Raw genomic sequence first — 17,743 nt, 5'->3', positions numbered from 1 at the left:
GGCGGCTGCTGCTGGAGGCCTGGCGTCAGTCCGGCAGGCGCGACAGCCGCGCCGCCCAGTCCGCCACCGGTGCCGGCGATTCCGGATGCCAGAGTCTGCGCCAGACCACTGCCAGCTGTTCGCGACCGCCGCGCTCGCGCGGCCACAGCGAGGGTTCGGCCACCAGTCGCCAACCGCTGGCCTCCCGCTGAGCCAGGGCGAAGCGGAAACTGTGGTAGCCGGTGGCGCCCAGGCGCAGATCGGTCACCACCAGGTCGTCGCCCAGGCGGTCGTAGCGCAGCCAGTCGTCGGTGAACCAGCGCAGCCGCTGCTCGGCCGACGAGTCGGCGAGGATCGGCGCCAGTTCGCCTCCGCGCGGCAGCGGGATCAAGGCTGGCGGACGGTCGTCGAACAACCCCACCCAGGTCTCCCGGTAGCGCTCGGGGCCGTCATCCACCATGACCCGCCAGAGCAGGCTGGTGAAGGGCAGCGGCGCGCTGAACAGGCGGGCATCCGCCTGCCCCTGGGCCGCCAGCACCTGGCGTACCTGACGCTCGGCGGAATATTTGGCCACCAGGGTCCAGCCCAGGTAGGTCGTGGACAGTAGCAACGCCGCGACGGCCAGCCGAGGGGTTCTGCCCCGGGGGCCAACCGCCAGGCCAGCGAGTACCGCCACCAGCAACGGCAGGGTATAGAGCGGATCGATGATGAAGACGCTGGACCAGGCCACCGGTGTGCTCGGCAGCGGCCAGAACAACTGGGTGCCATAGGTGGTGAAGGCATCCAGCACCGGATGGGTGACGAGCACCAGCCAGAGTGTCAGGAACAGGCGTCCCTGGCTGTAACCGGGATCGCGCCAGCGACCGCAGATCCAGGCCAGCAGCAGGGCCAAGCCGGTCAGCACGAACAGCGAATGGCTGAAGCCACGGTGGTAGGTCATTTCCTTGACCGCATCGCCGTAATCGATGATCACATCGAGATCCGGCAGGGTGGCCAGGGCGGCGCCATAGAGGATGGCGCGCCGACCCTGCCAGCGACCCAGCAGTGCGGTCTGGACGGTGGCGCCGAGCACGGCCTGGGTCAGCGAATCCACCGGTCAGAGCTCCCGGGCGAAGTCGAGCATCAGCCGCGCCAGGGCCTGGGGCGTCTGCAGCGGCATCAGGTGGCCGGCGCCGGGAATGACCTCCAGCCGGCTGTTGGGAAAGGCCGCCAGGGTGGTCCGGCGCTGTTCATCCGGACCCGGCACCTGCTGGTCGTCGGCGCCGCAGACCAGCAGCACCGGATAGTCCAGGGTGTCGATCCGATCGCTCCAGTCCTCGCGACTGCCGTGATCGACCCAAGCACGCCAGGCCGCCAGATTCAGCCGCTGGGCATCGGCGATCACCACCTCGCGGATGGCATCGGGCAGGCGATGCGCGCTGGACTCGTCGACGAAGGCCTCGGCCTCCGCCCGGCTCTTGCCATAGGCGCGCTGGGCAGCGCGATCCGCCTCGCTCATGGGCTGCGGTCCGGGCGGCGAAGGCGCCACCAGGATCAGACCGACCAGATATTCTGGCCGCCGCGCCGCCAGCACCACGGCCACCTTGCCGGTCATCGAATGGCCGACCAGGATGCAACGCTCCAGGCCCAGGGCGCGGATGCTGGCATCCACCTGGTCGGCCATCTCGGCCACGCTGTAGCCCTCGACCTCGGCGGCATCGCCGAAGCCCGGCGTATTGAGCGCCACGCAGCGATGTGCGCCATCCAGGTAGGGTACGGTGGGAAACCAGGTGCGGTGGGAGCCACCGAGAAAGTGCATGAGCACGAAGGTGGGCGAACCGCTGCCCTGCTGGCTGTGGGGAAGCATGGGAGGTCCTCGGTGCGGGGCTGAAGGCGGGTACGTCTCAGATGGAGGGGTAGGCATCGCGCTAAGTTCCGCTTCGCTGCAGGCCTGGCAACCCGGGCCGCGGTGGCCGGTCTCACCCAGGGTCGCCCCCTTTTCCAGGAGTCCAGCATGGCCGATCTGTCGCGCTTTCCCATCACCCACCGCTGGCCCGCCCGGCATCCCGAGCGCCTGCAACTCTATTCGCTGCCCACGCCCAATGGCGTCAAGGTCGCTATCCTGCTGGAAGAACTCGGCCTGCCCTACGAGGTGCATCGCATCGACTTCGGCCAGGACGACCAGCACACCGCGGAATTCCTCTCCCTGAGCCCCAACAACAAGATCCCCGCCCTCCTCGACCCCGACGGCCCCGGTGGCGAACCCCTGGGGCTGTTCGAATCCGGCGCCATCCTGCTCTACCTCGCGGAAAAGACCGGGCAATTGCTGCCCGAGGATCCGGCGCGGCGTTACCAGGCCATCCAGTGGCTGATGTTCCAGATGGGCGGCATCGGCCCGATGTTCGGCCAGCTCGGCTTCTTCACCAAATTCGCCGGCAAGGACATCGAAGACAAGCGCCCCCGCGACCGCTACGCGACCGAGACCCGGCGCCTGCTCGGCGTGCTGGAGGGTCAGCTCAGGGGCCGCGCCTGGATCCTGGGCGAGGACTACAGCCTCGTCGACATCGCCACCTTCCCCTGGATCCGCGCCCTGCTGGAGGTCTACCAGGTGGCCGACCTGATCGGCTTCCAGGACTTCCCCGAGGTCCGTCGCGCCCTCGACGCCTTCCTCGTCCGCCCGGCGGTGCAACGCGGCCTGCAGATCCCGGCAGCGCCCGATGCCGGCTGACGCCGAGCAGCGGCTGCCTCAGAGGGCGCTGGCGAAACGTCCGGCCTTCAGGTGCTCGCAGGCCGCCCCGGTCCTAGCGCAACTGACTGTCCTTGCTCGCCCGCCGGTTGTAGCCGCCGGCGCGCTGGTCCTCGGCGTCCTGCTCGGACTGGCAGCGGATGCACAAATGCACACCTGGGACCGCCTGGCGGCGCGCCTCGGGAATGGCGTCGCCGCACTCCTCACAATGGGTAAGGCTCGCGCCCCGATGCAGACGGCTGCGGGCGCGCTGCACCGCATCGTCCACCGTGCTGTCGATCTGTTCCTGAACCGCGCCGTCTCCGGCCCAACCATTGGCCATGGCTGATCTCCCACTGCGTTTCTCTGATAGCCATTGGAAGCGCCGCGCGCGCAGTTGTTCGCATCCGACCGGCGTCCGCTCGTCGTGGCGGCGCCTGCTGTGGCTGCTGATGCTGGGCGTGGCGCTGACGGGCTGTGCCAACCGCGACCTGCTGCGCCAGGTCACGGCCGGGCTGTGCGTGCCCAATGCCCGGCTCACCGGTCTGGCGACCCCCTGTCGCCAGGTGGTGCCGGATCCCGGCTTCGCCGTGCTGCGCGCGCCGGGTGAGCGACAGCATTTCATCCTGGTACCGCTGCGGCCCCTGCGCGGGCTGGAAAGTCCGGCCCTGTGGCGGCCCGGCCAACCCAACTGGTTCGGCCTGGCCTGGCGCCAGCGCTGGTACCTGAGCGCCTGGGGCCAGGCGCCGGTGGCGGACGAGCGGATCGCCCTGGCCCTCAACGCCCCCAGCGGGCGCAGCCAGGATCAGCTGCATGTGCACCTGGCCTGCCTGCGGCCCGAGGTGCGCGAGCAACTCGGGACGCAGGTGCCCGAGCTGGACGAACACTGGCGCGCGCTGCCAAGGGCGCTGGCGGGCAGTGGTTATCAGGCGCGGCGGCTGAGCGAAGCCCAGCTGCTGGCCGCGGATTTCTTCCAGGCCCTGGCCAGCCAGCCGCCCTACCCGCTGCCGGACCCACGCCTGTCACTGGCGGTGGTGGCGCTGCCGAGCCGGGACGCCAGCCGCCAGTTCCTGCTGCTGGCCGGCCGCGCAGGCAGCCAGCCGGGCGACCAGGGTTCGGCGGAGCGGCTGCTGGCGGCGGACTGCCAGGGAACGACCGGGGCCCCGGCGACTCAATAGCGCCAGCGCGCCAGGAGGCCCCATGCCGCAGGAATTCCAAGACCTCTTCGACTTCATCGATCAGCTGCTCGTCTGGTCCGACTTCTATCTCAAGTCCGGCCTCTTGCTCTGCGGAGTAGGCATGGTGGCCGGGGCGATCGCCTGGAAACGCTGGTGGGGCAAGGCGCTGGCCTTCGGCTGCGCCGGCCTGGGCGCGCTCGCGGCCCTGAGTCTGGATCTGTTGCACCGCCTCTGAAGCGCGGCCCGCAAGATCCTGACTGACCTTGCAACTTTCTTCTGCCGCCACATGGCGGCAAGATGACACTGGCCGTCGCTTTCCGCCGCCAAAGCTTGAACTGCTTCACCGTCTCGAACAGCGGGCGCTACGGGTTGGCGGATAGAGCGCGGCAGCTTGCTAGGGTACTGCCCCACAATAATCCGGCCTGTTCACCACGGCCTTCATCTTTTCAGCTCATGCATACAGACCCGATCATGCCCATGTCCCCATCTCGCCTGCTGTCCCGCCTACCGCATCTCGGCCTCTGCCTGGCCGCCTCCCTCGCTTCCCTGGCCGGCACCGCCGTCGCCCAGGAAGGCACTGCCCGCTGGGTCAGCGACAGCCTGACCACCTATGTCCGCAGTGGACCCACCGATGGCTATCGCATCGTCGGCACCCTCAAGTCCGGGCAGAAGGTCGAGCTGATCAGCACCCAGGGCGACTACAGCCAGGTGCGCGGCGAAGGCGGCAGCACCGTCTGGATTCCCAATGCCGACCTGCAGGCCAAGCCCGGCCAGGCCGAACGCCTGCCGCAGCTGGAACAGCAGGTGGCCGAGTTGAGCGGCCAGCTCAAGACCATCGACGACAGCTGGAAGAATCGCGTCCAGGGCATGCAGGAGACCCTGGATTCGCGCAAGAAGCAGATCGACGAACTGGAGAGCCGCCGCAAGGACCTCGACGCCCAGCTCACCCAGGCCCAGTCCGAATTGCGCAGCACCCAGGCCAAGCTCGGCAACGAGAACAAGCAGGCGCTGATGCAGTACATGGTCTATGGCGGCAGCATCGCCGGCGCCGGCCTGCTGGCCGGCCTGATCCTGCCGTCTATGACGCGGGGTCGCAAGAAGAACGACCGCTGGTTCTGAACGTCGGGGCCGGCCGTCCTCACGGCGGGGTGGAACCCGGGGTCGCGGCGCGTGCCTTAAAAAGGCAGCGCTTCTGCTACCGTGGTCCGACGCCTCCTGCCCAGACGAGCCCCCATGCCTGACACCTCCCGCATTCGCATCCAGCAGGTCGAGACCCTTTCCGCCGACTGGGGCCTGCTGAAGAAGACCACCTTCGACTACCTGCGCCGCGACGGCAGCTGGCAACGCCAGACCCGGGAGACCTACGACCGCGGCAACGGCGCCACCATCCTGCTGTACGACCGCGAGCGGCGCACCGTGCTGCTGATCCGTCAGTTCCGCCTGCCGACCCTGGGCAACGGCCTGGACGACGGTCTGCTGGTGGAGACTCCTGCCGGCCTGCTCGACGCGGCCGCTCCCGAAGCGCGCATCAAGGCCGAGGTCGAGGAAGAGACCGGTTACCGCCTGGACAACGTCCAGCACCTGTTCGACGCCTTCATGAGTCCCGGCTCGGTGACCGAGTTGCTGCATTTCTTCGCCGGTGAGTACCGGGCCGATCAGCGCATCGCCGACGGCGGCGGACTGCCCGAGGAAGGCGAGGACATCGAGCTGCTGGAACTGCCCTTCGACGAGGCGCTGGCCATGGCCCGCGATGGACGGCTGCTGGACGGCAAGACCATCATGCTGCTGCAGTACGCCGCCCTCTACCTGCTGCCGCGCTAACCCATGGAGTTGATCCGCAAGCATATCGAGCGGCAGGTGACGAGCCTCACCGGGCTGGCCCTGGGCGAGGTCGACTACGAGCAGCCGCCGGGCGACCCCGGGCTGTTCGGGCCTGGCAGCGTCCCCTGGCGGGTGCACAGCGACTTCACCTGCATGCTGATCGGCGGCATCGCCGCCCTGCTCATGCAGACCCTGCACCCGCTGGCCCTGGCCGGGGTCTGGGACCATTCGAAGTTTCGCGAAGACATGCTCGGCCGCCTGCGGCGTACCGGCCAGTTCATCGCCGCCACCACCTTTGGCAGCCGCGGCGACGCCGAGCGACTGATCGCCCGGGTCAAGGCCATCCACCGGCATATCCGGGGCCAGGCCGCCGATGGCCGTCCCTACAGCGCCGAAGACCCGGCGCTGCTGACCTGGGTCCATGTGGCCGAGGTCAGTCACTTCCTCGCGGCCTACCTGCGCTATTTCGATCCCCAGCTGCCGGGCGCGGAACAGGATCGCTACTACGCCGAGATCGCCCTGGTCGCCGAGCGCCTGGGCGCGACGGACGTGCCCCGCTCACGGGCGGAGATCGCCGCCTACTACCAGGCGATCCGCGCCCAGCTGATTTGCGATGACCGCAGTCGCGAGGTCTGCCGGGTGCTGCTGCAGGCACCCGCGCCCAGCGCCCTGGCCAAGCCCTTCGGGGCGCTGATGATGCAGGCCGGCATCGACCTGCTACCCGCCTGGGCCAGCGCGGAGCTGGGTTTCCACCAGGGTCCGCTGCAACGGCAGCTGATTCGCACCGGTATCGGCGCCACCGCCCCGGTACTGCGCTGGGCGGTGCGCAACGGCTCTTCCCATCGCGCCAGACGGCGGATGGTGATCGAGAGCTGAGATAGGTTGGGTTGCGACGGCTCCACCGTCGAAGCCCAACGGCAGGAGCTCGAGGTGGCGACAGAGAGTGTCCGCCCCGCCTACAGCATCCTGACCTTGATCGACCGGCCCTTGATCTTGCCCTCGCTCAACCGCTGCAGCGCCTGGCGGGCGATGTCTCTTTCCACGGCGACGAAGGCCTGGTTGTCGAACAGGGTGATCTTGCCGATCTTGGCACCGGGCAGGCCGGCGTCGCCGGTCAGGGCGCCGAGGATGTCGCCGGGGCGCAGCTTGTCCTTCTTGCCGGCCGCCAGGGCCAGGGTGTGCATGGTTGGCACCAGCGGCTCCGGGGTGTCGCGTAGGGCGCCGAGGGGCTGCCAGTCCAGCGGCGAACCCTGCTGCACCTCGATGGCCTGGGCGCGACTGGCCTCGGCCGGCGCCACCAGCGACAGTGCCAGGCCTTGCTCACCCGCGCGACCGCTGCGGCCGATGCGGTGCACGTGCACCGCCGGATCGCGGGACAGCTCCACGTTGATCACGGCCTCCAGGCCGGCCACGTCGATGCCGCGGGCCGCCACGTCGGTGGCCACCAGCACGCAGAGACTGCGGTTGGCGAACATCGCCAGCACCTGGTCGCGCTCGCGCTGTTCCAGATCGCCATGCAGGGCGGCCGCGGAGATGCGCTGGGCATGCAGCGCCTCGACCACTTCCTGGCATTGCTGGCGGGTCTGGCAGAAGGCCACGGCGCTGGCCGGGCGATGGTGCCGGAGCAGGCGCACCACAGCGGCCAGGCGATCCTGGGCGGCGATCTCGTAGAAGCGCTGACGGATCTGGGTCTCGCTGTGCTGACTCTCGACGCTGATGCGCAGCGGTGCGCGCAGATAGTCCTGGGCCAGGCGTTCGATGCCTTCCGGATAGGTCGCCGAGAACAGCAGCGTCTGCCGCCGTGCCGGCGTCTGGCTGAGGATGTCGGCGATGGCCTCGATGAAGCCCATGTCGAGCATGCGATCGGCTTCGTCGAGCACCGCGACATTGAGTCCGTCCAGCACCAGGGTGCCCTTGCGCAAGTGCTCCTGCACCCGGCCCGGCGTACCGACGATGACCTGGGCGCCATGCTCCAGGGAGGCGATCTGCGGCCCCAGCGGCATGCCGCCGCAGAGGGTCAGGATCTTCAGATTGGGCGTGGTGCGTGCCAGGCGACGCAGTTCGCGGGCCACCTGATCCGCCAGTTCGCGGGTCGGACAGAGGACCAGGGCCTGGCAGCCGAAATAGCGCGGATTGAGTCCCGTCAGCAAACCGATGCCAAAGGCTGCCGTCTTGCCCGAACCGGTCTTGGCCTGGGCGATGAGATCCTGGCCCTTGAGGATGATGGGCAGGCTGGCCGCCTGGATGGGCGTCATGCTCAGATAGCCGAGCTCGGCCAGATTGGCCTGCATGGCCTCGGCCAGCGGCAGGGAAGCGAAGGATGAGGGCACGGGAGTCCTGTGAAACGGCTGGTAAAGGTTTACCAGTCTAGCAGAAGGGTACCGGCTCTCCTGCGAATGGACGCTGGAGGAGGGCCTACCTATGCTAAGCGGTACGACAACTCAAGGAAGCTCCACCATGTTCGACCGGCCCGTGCTCTATACCCATCCCATGTCGCGCGGACGCATCGTGCGCTGGCTGCTGGAGGAGCTCGGACAGCCCTATGAAGTACAACGGGTCGACTACGGGCCGGCGATGAAATCCCCGGCCTATCGCGCCATCAACCCCATGGGCAAGGTGCCGGCGCTGCGCCATGGCGCCGCCGTGGTGACCGAGACCGCGGCCATCTGCGCCTATCTCGCCGACGCCTTTCCCGCCGCGGGGCTCGCGCCTCCGCTGAGCCATCCGGCGCGCGGTGCCTACTACCGCTGGCTGTTCTTTGCCGCCGGTCCGCTGGAGGCCGCCGCTACCAACCAGGCCCTGGGCGTGGTCCTGCCCGAGGATCCACGGCAGCGCAGCGCGGTGGGCTATGGCAGTCTCACCGAGGTGCTCGATACCCTCGACGCCGCCCTGGCCCCCGGTGAATACCTGGTGGACGACCGCTTCACCGCCGCCGACGTCTATGTGGGTTCCCATCTCGCCTGGGGCATGGCCTTCGGCACCCTCGAGAAGCGTCCGCACTTCGAGCGCTACGTGGCCGGGCTGGTAAGCCGTCCGGCTGCGGTACGCGCCCGTGAACTCGACGACGCCGAACTCGCCACGCTCAACTGATCCTTTACGACAGCTCCACCGGTCCGCGCGGATGGTGCAACGGGCAGCCGTTGCGCTCGCTGCGAAAGTGCGAAGACATCTCGTAGGCCGGTTGCCGCGACCTCATGATGCCGCCCAGCGGGCGGTGCGCGGCCAGGCCATGCCAGGGGCTGAACACCATGCCGTCGTCCACCTCGCGCGAGCGTGTCGCGTTCCAGGCCGGTTGCGGCCGGACCTCCAGGCGCGCCACCGTGACATAGGGGGTCAGGTCTTCCGGCCAGACCACCGAGGCGTCTTCGATGGGCGTCTGCTCGATGTCCACACCCAGCTGCACGCGGATCTCCCAGACACCGCCATGTTGGGCGAAATGGGCATTGACCGCCTCGCGCAGGCCGTCGGGCTTGCCATTGACCTCCACCGGGGCGTCGGTCAGGGCGGTCAGCTCGGGGGCCACCGGCGCGACGCTGAGCTTGGCGAAATAAGGGCCGTAGAGAAAGGGCACCATGGTGTAGAAGGTTTCGCCGAGCGGATGGGTTTCCGGATGGCCGCCGAGACTCTTGAGCGTCGGACTCTCGCCGCCGAAGGCTTCCACCACCTTCTCGGTGCCGCGCAGCACCGCCGAGGCCACCTTCTTCAGGCCCTCGCCACGGTCGGTGGTCTTGGCCAGTAGCTTCAACGTCTTGAGAAAGGTCTTGGGATCCGGCGCGGTAAAGGCCGGGGCGTTCTGCATGACGAAATCCTGGGTCACCTGACCTTCGCTGCCGGGCAGGCGCTCGCCCGTCACATCGATCAGCTTGAGCGCCAGGCCACGAGGGGTGGAGACGCTGTCGGCCAGGATGTCGCCGGGATTGGTCGAGAATCTCAGCACCGCGGCATAACTGCCCGGCGTGGCGAAGGCGCCCTGGGCATAAGCCGGCGGCAGACCATCCAGCACCGTCACCTGGCCGGTGAGCAGGCCATGACTCTTGGCGTGCACGCTGCGAATGGCATGGCCACCATTGGCATAGGTGGTCTCGGTGATGTCTCTCATGGCCGCGACCATCTCGCGAACGGTTTCGGCTTCGTCATCCGGCACCTGTTCGAAGGTGGGCTGGAACGGCAGCGGGTGGACAGCGTTGGGCGTGGTCATCACGGGACTCCTCGGGCGCCGTCAAGCGGGCGAGACGGTCACCCAATGGACCGCTATCGCGCTAACGACGTTCGGCCACTGGCCACTCGGCCGACACAAGGTCGCTCTCGACAGGCGCTCGGGAACGGCCCCGCCCAGAGGGGTTCGATATCTCTACCACCCACCCAGGAGCCCGCCATGAGCGACGCTGAGCAGAAGACCTACGACAATCCCAGCAATACCCCGCCGCCCGAAGAGCTGCCCTATGCGGACATGGAGCCGGAAGAGTTTCCGGACGACCCGGACGTGGCCGGCGAGACCGAATCGGGCACCCCTGGCTAGGTAACGCCCTGCCCCGCGGACGACAGCCTGAGCGGCGTCCGCGACACTTTGTGACCGGCTGGTTTGACGGGGGCCCGAGGCCCCGCGAAGATGGGCGGGCGTCTGCCGCATCGAGTCCCCCATGCTTTCCACCAAGGTTCCCTTGCTTCTGCGTAGCCTGATCGGCCGGCTGGTGCGTATCGCCATCGCCTCCGGCGTCACCTACCAGACCTTCGATCGCCTGCTGCGCCAGACCTACTTCGAGGTCGCCCAGGATTTCGAGCCGCTGCGCGACAAGCCCAATTCCGACAGTCGCATCTCGGTGCTGACCGGCCTGCCCCGTCGCGAGGTCCGCGCCCTGCGCGAGGCCAGCCCGGAACGCACGCCCTGCACACCCAGCCTGGAATGGCAGGTGCTCAGCGCCTGGACCTCACGGCTGGACCTGCTCGATGCCGAGGGCAATCTGCGTCCCCTGCCCCGCACCCAGCGCCGCGGCGGCGAACAGAGCTTCGACGCCCTGGTCGCCAGCGTCGGCAGCGATGTCCGCGCCCGCACCGTGCTGGATGAATGGCTGCGCAAGGGTTACGCCCGCCTCGACGAGGAAGACCGGGTGGTGCTCACTCCCCGCTCGCTGCTGCGCGGCACCGAGAGCCAGGAAGGCGCAGGGCGGCTGCTGGCCCATTTCACCGGCGACCTGCTGGCCGGCTTCGAGCGCCTCTACCTGCAGGACCGCGCCGCGCCGGACTTCACCTTTCACGTGGTCTACGGCCACAACCTGACCCAGGACTCGACCCTGAGTCTCTATCGCACCGCCTACGACGAATCCATGCAGCTGCTCAACCGCCTCAATCGCCTGGTGGTCGAACACGAAGCCCGCGACGCCGGCAAGGCCGAAGCCACCCAGCGGGTGACCCTGGGCTTCGGCGGCTATCGCGTGGAACAGGACAGGGATGCCGGCCTAGTGCAGGGGCGGGAGGATTAGCGCCAGCAGTCGGTGGCGCTGCCGGAACCCTTGACCCCTTTCACGCCCTGGGCGTTGAGGGTGAGATCGCCACACACCGTGTCGCGAGTCTGGGTACCACTGCGGGTAGCGGTCAGCAGATAGGGACCGTTGCTGGTGTAGTCCGCACTGTTGGCGGCATAGGTGGCGATGCTCAACTGGTAGTAGCCGCTGGTCGAGATCACCGTCTGGCTGCCCGCTGGCGTCCTGTTGTTGACGATGTTCAGATTGGCCACGCTGGTCGGATAGGTATTGTTCTGTGCATAGAAACGCTCCATCCGCGCCGCCGCTTCGTTGAGCAGGGCCTGCCCCTCGCTGCGATTGGAGCGCAGTACGTAGTTCTGATAACTCGGATAGGCGATGGCCGCCAGGATGCCGACGATCGCCACGACGACCATCAGCTCGATCAGGGTGAAGCCTCGTGCTCGCATCGTTACCTCAGGGGTCGGGATTCTGGTTGGAGAAGGTGCGCCAGGTCTGACGAACCGAGGCAGGCCGGAGTTTGACCCCTTCGTTCTGCCCCTGATTGGTAGTCGCTGAGTCGCTCCCGCCATTTTCCGTCGTGATGGTGGTTCCGCCAACGGTGATGAGACCATCGCTGTAAGAAAAGGCGGAAAGTCCGGGAAACAGGCCGGCCAATTTCAGACGGGAATAGTTGATCGTCGTGCCCAGTTGCAGATGATCGGTTCCGCCGCCGGTATAGGGATCCAAGGCATAAAGATAGGTGACAGCGCCCGAATCGCAAGGATCGTCATTGGGCACCAGGGATGCCGCCAAGAGCGTATCTGCCTGGTAGTCAGGATGGGTGATGATCATTTCACCCGTTGATGGCAGATTCAGATACCAACCGTATTTGCCAGTGCCCGTGTTCTCGTCGTACCAATCCACGGCATTGGTGCTCACCGTATTGGCGGTAGTGTTGACCGAGGCATTGGTCGCGCTGGCATAGGTGATCGCCGTATCTCCACCCAGCGTCTGTTGCTGGAGATTCGCGACGGTCAGCCTAGGTGTACTGGTCACCAGGGTACCTGCCGTCTGCCGGTCCCAGATGCCATAGAGACTCATGGCCTTACCGGAAACGGCCGTGGCATCACTGGTTTCCAGGTATTTACCGGTGCCGAACACCAGCAGAACACCGATCCCCGAAGGATGCCGGAGCAGTCGGGGTTCCGCCATGATGGCCTGGGGCTGATCGGCACCGCCGCCGCTATAGCGAGAGGCGCGCGCCCGATAGAGCGGCGCCCCGCCAAAGCCGACCCGGAAGTCACTGACGCCAGCAGTGGCCTTTAGGCTGCTGCCGATCAGGTCGAAACGCCAGAGATTGCCGTGCAGGTCGCCGGCATAGACGTAGTCGGTGATGAGATCGCCATCGACATCCAGCGGAGTCGGCGTGGCCAGGCCGTTGGGGGTGGTCACGCCGTCGTTGGGCTCCGGCGTGAGCGCGGCGACGCGCTTGCCGGTCTTGACGTCCAAGACATAGAGCACCGCCTTGTCATTGGCGCCGTTGTAGCCATTGGCCAGCAGCACTGCCCAATCGCCGGTATGCAACCGGGCGAACACGGGTTTGCTGTAGGTCAGGCCCAACTCGCTGAAATCCGGATCGCTGGCACTGCGCTCCCAGAGTACCTTGGGATCACTGGGATCGGTGATGTCCAGGGCGAACACCGCCCGGCCACCGCCTCTCAGGGTGCCGATCAATACGGTATGCCAGGCATTGTCGAAGTAGACGTCCTGCGTCACCGGCGTGCCATCCACCGAGAACTGGTGAGTACTGCTGGTATAGCTTGGATCGGTGAGCTTGTAGAGAGTGGGGATGACCGCACTGGGAACGAAGGCGAAGGCCTCGTCGCCGTTGTCGTCGAAGGCGTGCAGCATGCCGTCGTTGGCACCAACGTAGATCCGCGTGGCCCGCTTGGCCCACTGTTGCTGGAAGGCACTGTAGCTGCCGGCGGCGCCGAGCGCGTTCATCCTGGCCGCGGGGCTGCTGGGGGTGGTGACCAGCGCCGGCCTGGAATCGATGATATCGCCAAGCAGATGGTTACGGATGCGCAGGGCCGGCATGGCCGTCTGGCTTTCCTTGCTGCGATCGCCACGCAGATAGTTGAGCCGCGCCTCGCCATAGCTATCGCGGGTACCGCTGGCATTGCGATTCAGCGTCGCCTTCTGGTCGTCGCTCAGGTTGCTCCAGATAAACGGCTGACGCACGCCACCTACGCTCATGTACACCTTGCGCGTGGCAAAGCCGCCCGTGCCATAGCTCGCATCCAGGCGACCCTGGGCACTCCAGACCCGAGAGGTGCGGGTCGCGGTGCGCAGGTACTTGCTGAGGTCGCCACTCCAGTCGCTGCTGGAGAAGCTGGGCACATAGCTGTAGTTGGAGCTCTGGGTGCTGTCCAGCGGCGACGAGGCCTGGCCGGCGCTGGTCGACTGGGTCTGGGCAATGCGATTGACCACCTGATTCAGCGAGTCGACCAGGCCATTGGCATCGTCGGCGCTGAAGAAGTCGCCGCGAGAGTTGATCGCCGCGTGCCAGAGGTCATAGACGTTGTTGTCGCTGTCGCTGCTGGCGGCGGGCCAGCTCATGGTCGGGCTGTAGCCGCCGGCGAAGGTGCTGCCGCCCCAGGCCGGACTGGTCAGCGACGAACTCAGACCGAAACCGACGGTATAGGTGACCAGGTGCTGCCAGGTCGCCGGATCGTTCTTGGGATTCCAGTACTGGATGTCGGTGTTGCTGCTGGGATCGCGAACATAGGGCAAGAGCTTGTCCGAGATCCCCGGCTGGGCATCGGTCGCCCAATATTTGAACGCCAGGTCGGCCAGGGTATTGCTCGCGCTGTCGGTAAAGGGCGCCCGCGGTGAGTATTTCATGCCGTCTGGCAAGGTCTGGCCACTGCCATCCACGTTGCCAGCGCCGATGTTGTCCGAATTCCACTTACCATCGGTCATCATGATCTGATAACTCGGTCGGCAGGCGTATTCCGGACTCTGGGTCACCCCGGGATCCTTGGCGTAGGGGCCGTCCTTGCCACCGCTCTGCAGGAAACGCCCAGCGCGATCCAGGGCACTGCGCAGCGGCGTGCCGGTATTGAAGTTGAGATCGCCCAACCACCGGAAGAAATTGGCCCGCGCCTGGCCGTCGAAGCTGCGCAGCTGATTGCTGCCGCGATAGCTGATTCCTTCACAGTCGGTGCCGGAGTTCAGGGTGGTGCAGTTGCTCAGGTCCTGCCAGGTCAGCCTCACCGAGCTGGAAAACTGCGAAAAGGCCAGATTGGCCGACGACTGCATGCTCAGCGCGCGATTGCGATAGAAGGCATACCAGACGGCGAAGTTCTGCCGATCGGCCGCGGAAGTGGGACTCACCAGGGTGTAGCAGTCGTCATTCGAAGTCTGGCAGTTCGGGTTTTCCTTGTTGAATGCGTAGTAATAGGCTGGAACCCCTGCTTCGGTCCTATCGTTCCGCCAGGCATAGAAATCCGCTCTGGGATTTTCGGCCAGGTAGTAGATGGTGCCGGTAGCACCGCCATAGTTGGTCCCAGCGTTGTAGTTCGTATCCTGACCGCGAGCGGTGTCGTATTCCCAGGCCACGCGATAGTCCCGGCTCAGGTCCACCGTACCGGCGGCTGGCCGGAAGCCATTCACGTATACCCGGGTGAAATCGAAGCCGGTGCCGCTGCTGACCGGATAGTCCGCCACCGTCAGGGCACCGTTGCTGAAGGTGACCTTCTTCGGCACGGCATAGCTCACCGCCGGATTGTAGTAGAGCGCATTGAAGGCCGCCGACTTGACCCGCCGCGTGGTGCGCAGGCCATTGGCGCTGTACCCCAGCCAATCGGGGATGAAGCCCCACTTCATGCTGTTGGAGTTGTCCAGCGTGACAATGATGTTGGGATCGACACCGGTGCTGAGGAACAGCGGTTGCTGACTGATATTCAGGTTGCTCGCGCTGGCGCAGCTTGCGGCAAGAAGCGCAGCCAATGGCGCCAGACAGGACGAAAGCTTCATTGCACCTCCAGCTTGACGATGCTTTGCAGGATGACCGGGAAGCGCGCGCCACCGCTGCGCGCGACGGCGGTCACCCGGTAGTAGTAGGAGCCCTTGCCACTGAGGGCTTCGCTGGGGTTTGGACTGGCACTTCCCGCGATGAAGGTCACCACCCAGCGCGGCGCCAGGCGATAGCGGGATTGACCATCGAAGCCGCGGTAACCCACGGAATTCTCCGCAGGTGCATCGCTCAGGGTCTGCAGGGCGGTCTGGGCCCACGTCTGCACCTTGGCCTGGGTGTCCAGATCCTTGCTGTCGCTGAGGATGCACAGATTCTCGACGGTGGGCGCCAGGGCAGTCGCACTGGTCGTGCAGGAGTCGAAGCCACCGCTGGCATTGCCGAAGGCCTGGGTGCCCCGCAGGGTGCTGAGCCGCCGTTCGGCCTCCCGCAGCGCCGATTCGGCGGCGTTGTAGGCGCGTTTCTGTTCGGAGACATTGCCACCCACCCGGTTCTGCAGGGTGGTCTCGCGCATGCTGGTGACGGCCAGCAGGGTGAGCAGCAGGAGCATGACCAGGGCGATCAGCAGCACCGCGCCCCCCTGGTTCCGGGGTGAACGGGACTTCATGGCATCAGATTCCGCAAGGTGACGCTGCCCTGGACGATCTGCAGCACCTGGGTGCTGGCGCCCGCGGGCAGTTCGCGACCGGTCAGGGGCTTCCAGTTGGCGGCCATGGCATTGGCCATGCCCTCCGTGGGTACGGCGCGACTGGAAAACAGCGCGGCATAGCGCACGGCCTGGCTCGACTGCTCTTTCTTGGGCTGCGTGAACCAGACGAAATCCGCCAGGCCGGCGACGATGACCTGGGCCGGCTGGCCCTGGGCGCTGCATTGCAGGGTGCCACGGCCGAGGACGCCATTGGGGTCGGCGACATAGCTGATACGGGTCAGCACCTCGGTGCCATTACCGTTGGTATTTTCGGCGATCAGATTACCCAGGCAGTCGCTGTCCCTCCCCTTCGTCTCGCCCTGGTAGCGCAGGCACAGCCCGGTCTTGTCGTCGGTCAGGGCGATGGCCTGGCCGCTGCTCATCGCCGGACAGCCGTTGGCAGCGGGACGCGCGGCAAAGGCGGCCTCCAGGGTCGTCTGCAGGGCCGGATTGGCTCGGAAGCCCGCACGCGCCAGTTGCTGGTCGAGCAACAGCAGGGCGGTCCGGCCGTTTTCCTCGTTGCTGACCTGGCCTTCCTGGAACAGCGCGTGTCGCTTGTTGTTCAGGTACAGCTGGGTCACCGCCAGGATGAGAAAGCTGCTCAGGGTCAGGGCCACCATCAGCTCGATGATGGACAGGCCACGCTGCGCCCTCATAGCGCACCCCTCAGGGTATAGAAGCACAGCCCCCCACTGCAGCCGGCGCCGTTGCCGGTATTGTCCTGCCAGGCGATGACGATCATCACCATGGAGGCCGTGGGCGACACGCAGGCATCAGGGTCTGCATAGGGCGCGGCGCTGCCCACCTGGGGCGGCTGGCGCGTTGGGCATACCGCGAAATTGGCTTTGAGGATGGCATTGCTGACCGGCAGCAGTGTCCGGACCTGTTGCAGCCAGCAGGCGAGATCCTTGCCGGCGATGGTCTCCCCGCCCTGGCCGCGATCGAGGGTGGCACAGGAGCCATCGGCCGCCTCCAGGGCCTGGGTGGTGAAATCTTCACCGACCGGCTTGGCATAGGGACTATCAGCGAAGAAGCGGCCCTTGTCGTCCAGCGCGGCCCCGGCGTTGCTGCGCATCAGCTCCAGCAGGTCCCCGGCCAGCATGATGGCGTTGTTGCGCTGGATGGCGTCCTGGGATAGCACCAGGCTGCGCGACTGCAGTGCCACCAGTCCCAGCACGCCGATACAGATGATCACCAGGCTCACCAGCACCTCGATCAGGCTGAAGCCCGCCTGGGAAGACTCGCGGCTCAACTGCATCCGCTGCTCGCTGACGTCGGTGTGAAATCGGCCACTTCGGTATGGCCACCCTGGCTGACGGTAAGGACCTTGCCCGGGGTGCTCCTGTCGTTGCTGGCGCAGAGCCGGACGGTGAAGGCGCTCGCCAGGGTGCCGTTGGGCCGGAAGGTCAGGCGCGTGGCGGTCCCCGTGCTGTTGAGGCCGCTGGGCGCCAGCCCGGTGCCTTCGAAGGTCCTCAGGGTTTCCACGGCGCCGGTCACGGTGCTGCTTGCAGTGGTGACCTTGAGCGCCCCGGACCAGTTATTGATCCCGGGAGCCTCGACGCTGACGTTGAGGCCTCGGGTCAAGGCCTCGCTCCGGGCATAGGTGAGCAGATTAGTCAGCTCATTCGTGGCGACGAGGACGCGATTGGATCTCGTCAGGGCGCCGAATCCGGGTGTTGCGATAGAGACCAGGATCGCCACCAGCGCCATGACTATGAGCAATTCGGTAAGAGTGAAGCCCGCAGCCTTCTGCATGCCAGGTCTGCCTTGTGAGTGACGGAATGGTGAGGATGCTGCACTCAAGCAGGCTGAAAATCAGCAATAGCGGGATATTCGGCCATCCTGGCGGGATGACTGGACGGCACGAAGATGAGT

20 protein-coding genes are annotated in these 17,743 nt (G+C 66.5%); 9 read left to right on the top strand and 11 right to left on the bottom strand.

Features of this window, described 5'->3' with window-relative positions:
• Window positions 1-25 precede the first annotated feature (25 nt).
• Window positions 26-1,072: a metal-dependent hydrolase gene (locus RCF34_RS16560; protein WP_308709142.1), complete on the bottom strand. Its 1,047-nt coding sequence runs from the start codon at window positions 1,070-1,072 to the stop codon at window positions 26-28.
• Window positions 1,073-1,075: 3 nt separating this feature from the next.
• Complete coding sequence (locus RCF34_RS16555; RefSeq protein ID WP_308709141.1) at window positions 1,076-1,825, bottom strand: alpha/beta hydrolase; 750 nt, start codon at window positions 1,823-1,825, stop codon at window positions 1,076-1,078.
• 147 nt (window positions 1,826-1,972) lie between these two features.
• On the opposite strand from RCF34_RS16555, the gene RCF34_RS16550 reads away from it, so the two are divergent.
• Entirely contained in the window at window positions 1,973-2,686 is a 714-nt protein-coding gene (locus tag RCF34_RS16550) for a glutathione S-transferase N-terminal domain-containing protein (RefSeq protein WP_308709140.1), read from the top strand.
• A gap of 73 nt (window positions 2,687-2,759) precedes the next feature.
• Here RCF34_RS16550 and RCF34_RS16545 read toward each other — a convergent pair whose 3' ends face one another.
• Window positions 2,760-3,026 carry a DksA/TraR family C4-type zinc finger protein gene (locus RCF34_RS16545; RefSeq protein WP_017642690.1) on the bottom strand — a complete coding sequence of 89 codons (267 nt, stop codon included), beginning with the start codon at window positions 3,024-3,026 and terminating at the stop codon, window positions 2,760-2,762.
• Here RCF34_RS16545 and RCF34_RS16540 point away from each other — a divergent pair.
• From RCF34_RS16540 to RCF34_RS16520, 5 genes are all read left to right on the top strand, one after another.
• A complete protein-coding gene (locus RCF34_RS16540) occupies window positions 3,025-3,861 on the top strand; it encodes a CDP-diacylglycerol diphosphatase (protein WP_308709139.1) in 837 nt (278 codons plus the stop codon). The genes RCF34_RS16545 and RCF34_RS16540 overlap by 2 nt on opposite strands.
• A gap of 22 nt (window positions 3,862-3,883) precedes the next feature.
• Window positions 3,884-4,096, top strand: coding sequence for a hypothetical protein (locus RCF34_RS16535; protein WP_308709138.1), 213 nt, complete (start codon window positions 3,884-3,886; stop codon window positions 4,094-4,096).
• Window positions 4,097-4,332: 236 nt separating this feature from the next.
• Complete coding sequence (locus tag RCF34_RS16530; RefSeq protein ID WP_133863252.1) at window positions 4,333-4,980, top strand: TIGR04211 family SH3 domain-containing protein; 648 nt, start codon at window positions 4,333-4,335, stop codon at window positions 4,978-4,980.
• A 114-nt stretch (window positions 4,981-5,094) separates the two neighbouring features.
• Complete coding sequence (locus RCF34_RS16525; protein ID WP_308709137.1) at window positions 5,095-5,682, top strand: NUDIX domain-containing protein; 588 nt, start codon at window positions 5,095-5,097, stop codon at window positions 5,680-5,682.
• A 3-nt stretch (window positions 5,683-5,685) separates the two neighbouring features.
• Window positions 5,686-6,558: an oxygenase MpaB family protein gene (locus RCF34_RS16520; RefSeq protein WP_308709136.1), complete on the top strand. Its 873-nt coding sequence runs from the start codon at window positions 5,686-5,688 to the stop codon at window positions 6,556-6,558.
• Window positions 6,559-6,638: 80 nt separating this feature from the next.
• Here the strand turns inward: RCF34_RS16520 and dbpA are convergent, their stop codons facing one another.
• A complete protein-coding gene (dbpA, locus tag RCF34_RS16515) occupies window positions 6,639-8,012 on the bottom strand; it encodes an ATP-dependent RNA helicase DbpA (protein ID WP_273808968.1) in 1,374 nt (457 codons plus the stop codon).
• 127 nt (window positions 8,013-8,139) lie between these two features.
• Between dbpA and RCF34_RS16510 the strand changes: the two genes are divergently transcribed.
• Window positions 8,140-8,772 carry a glutathione S-transferase family protein gene (locus tag RCF34_RS16510; RefSeq protein ID WP_308709135.1) on the top strand — a complete coding sequence of 211 codons (633 nt, stop codon included), beginning with the start codon at window positions 8,140-8,142 and terminating at the stop codon, window positions 8,770-8,772.
• A 4-nt stretch (window positions 8,773-8,776) separates the two neighbouring features.
• Here the strand turns inward: RCF34_RS16510 and RCF34_RS16505 are convergent, their stop codons facing one another.
• Complete coding sequence (locus RCF34_RS16505) at window positions 8,777-9,880, bottom strand: catalase family protein (protein ID WP_308709134.1); 1,104 nt, start codon at window positions 9,878-9,880, stop codon at window positions 8,777-8,779.
• Window positions 9,881-10,057: 177 nt separating this feature from the next.
• Here RCF34_RS16505 and RCF34_RS16500 point away from each other — a divergent pair, with 177 nt between their 5' ends.
• Window positions 10,058-10,201: a hypothetical protein gene (locus tag RCF34_RS16500; protein ID WP_308709133.1), complete on the top strand. Its 144-nt coding sequence runs from the start codon at window positions 10,058-10,060 to the stop codon at window positions 10,199-10,201.
• Between the two features lie 121 nt (window positions 10,202-10,322).
• Window positions 10,323-11,162: a DUF6502 family protein gene (locus RCF34_RS16495; RefSeq protein WP_308709132.1), complete on the top strand. Its 840-nt coding sequence runs from the start codon at window positions 10,323-10,325 to the stop codon at window positions 11,160-11,162.
• Here the strand turns inward: RCF34_RS16495 and RCF34_RS16490 are convergent.
• The 6 genes from RCF34_RS16490 to RCF34_RS16465 are packed head-to-tail and all read right to left on the bottom strand — an operon-like array spanning window position 11,159 to window position 17,623.
• Entirely contained in the window at window positions 11,159-11,611 is a 453-nt protein-coding gene (locus RCF34_RS16490; RefSeq protein ID WP_308709131.1) for a type IV pilin protein, read from the bottom strand. The genes RCF34_RS16495 and RCF34_RS16490 overlap by 4 nt on opposite strands.
• Before the next feature lie 7 nt (window positions 11,612-11,618).
• Entirely contained in the window at window positions 11,619-15,182 is a 3,564-nt protein-coding gene (locus tag RCF34_RS16485) for a PilC/PilY family type IV pilus protein (protein WP_308709130.1), read from the bottom strand.
• Complete coding sequence (locus RCF34_RS16480; RefSeq protein WP_308709129.1) at window positions 15,179-15,787, bottom strand: PilX N-terminal domain-containing pilus assembly protein; 609 nt, start codon at window positions 15,785-15,787, stop codon at window positions 15,179-15,181. The genes RCF34_RS16485 and RCF34_RS16480 overlap by 4 nt, the downstream gene beginning before the upstream one ends.
• Window positions 15,784-16,524: a prepilin-type N-terminal cleavage/methylation domain-containing protein gene (locus tag RCF34_RS16475; RefSeq protein ID WP_308709128.1), complete on the bottom strand. Its 741-nt coding sequence runs from the start codon at window positions 16,522-16,524 to the stop codon at window positions 15,784-15,786. The genes RCF34_RS16480 and RCF34_RS16475 overlap by 4 nt, the downstream gene beginning before the upstream one ends.
• On the bottom strand, window positions 16,521-17,126 hold the full coding sequence (pilV, locus tag RCF34_RS16470; RefSeq protein ID WP_308709127.1) for a type IV pilus modification protein PilV: 606 nt from the start codon (window positions 17,124-17,126) through the stop codon (window positions 16,521-16,523). Before pilV ends, RCF34_RS16475 begins: the two co-directional genes overlap by 4 nt.
• A complete protein-coding gene (locus tag RCF34_RS16465; RefSeq protein WP_308709126.1) occupies window positions 17,117-17,623 on the bottom strand; it encodes a GspH/FimT family pseudopilin in 507 nt (168 codons plus the stop codon). The genes pilV and RCF34_RS16465 overlap by 10 nt, the downstream gene beginning before the upstream one ends.
• Window positions 17,624-17,743: the final 120 nt, after the last annotated feature.

It is taken from the genome of Pseudomonas sp. 102515 (assembly GCF_031085165.1).
Lineage (GTDB): Bacteria > Pseudomonadota > Gammaproteobacteria > Pseudomonadales > Pseudomonadaceae > Chryseomonas.
The sequence above is the reverse complement of the archived record's forward strand: the minus strand, read 5'-3'. Positions and strand labels throughout refer to the sequence as shown.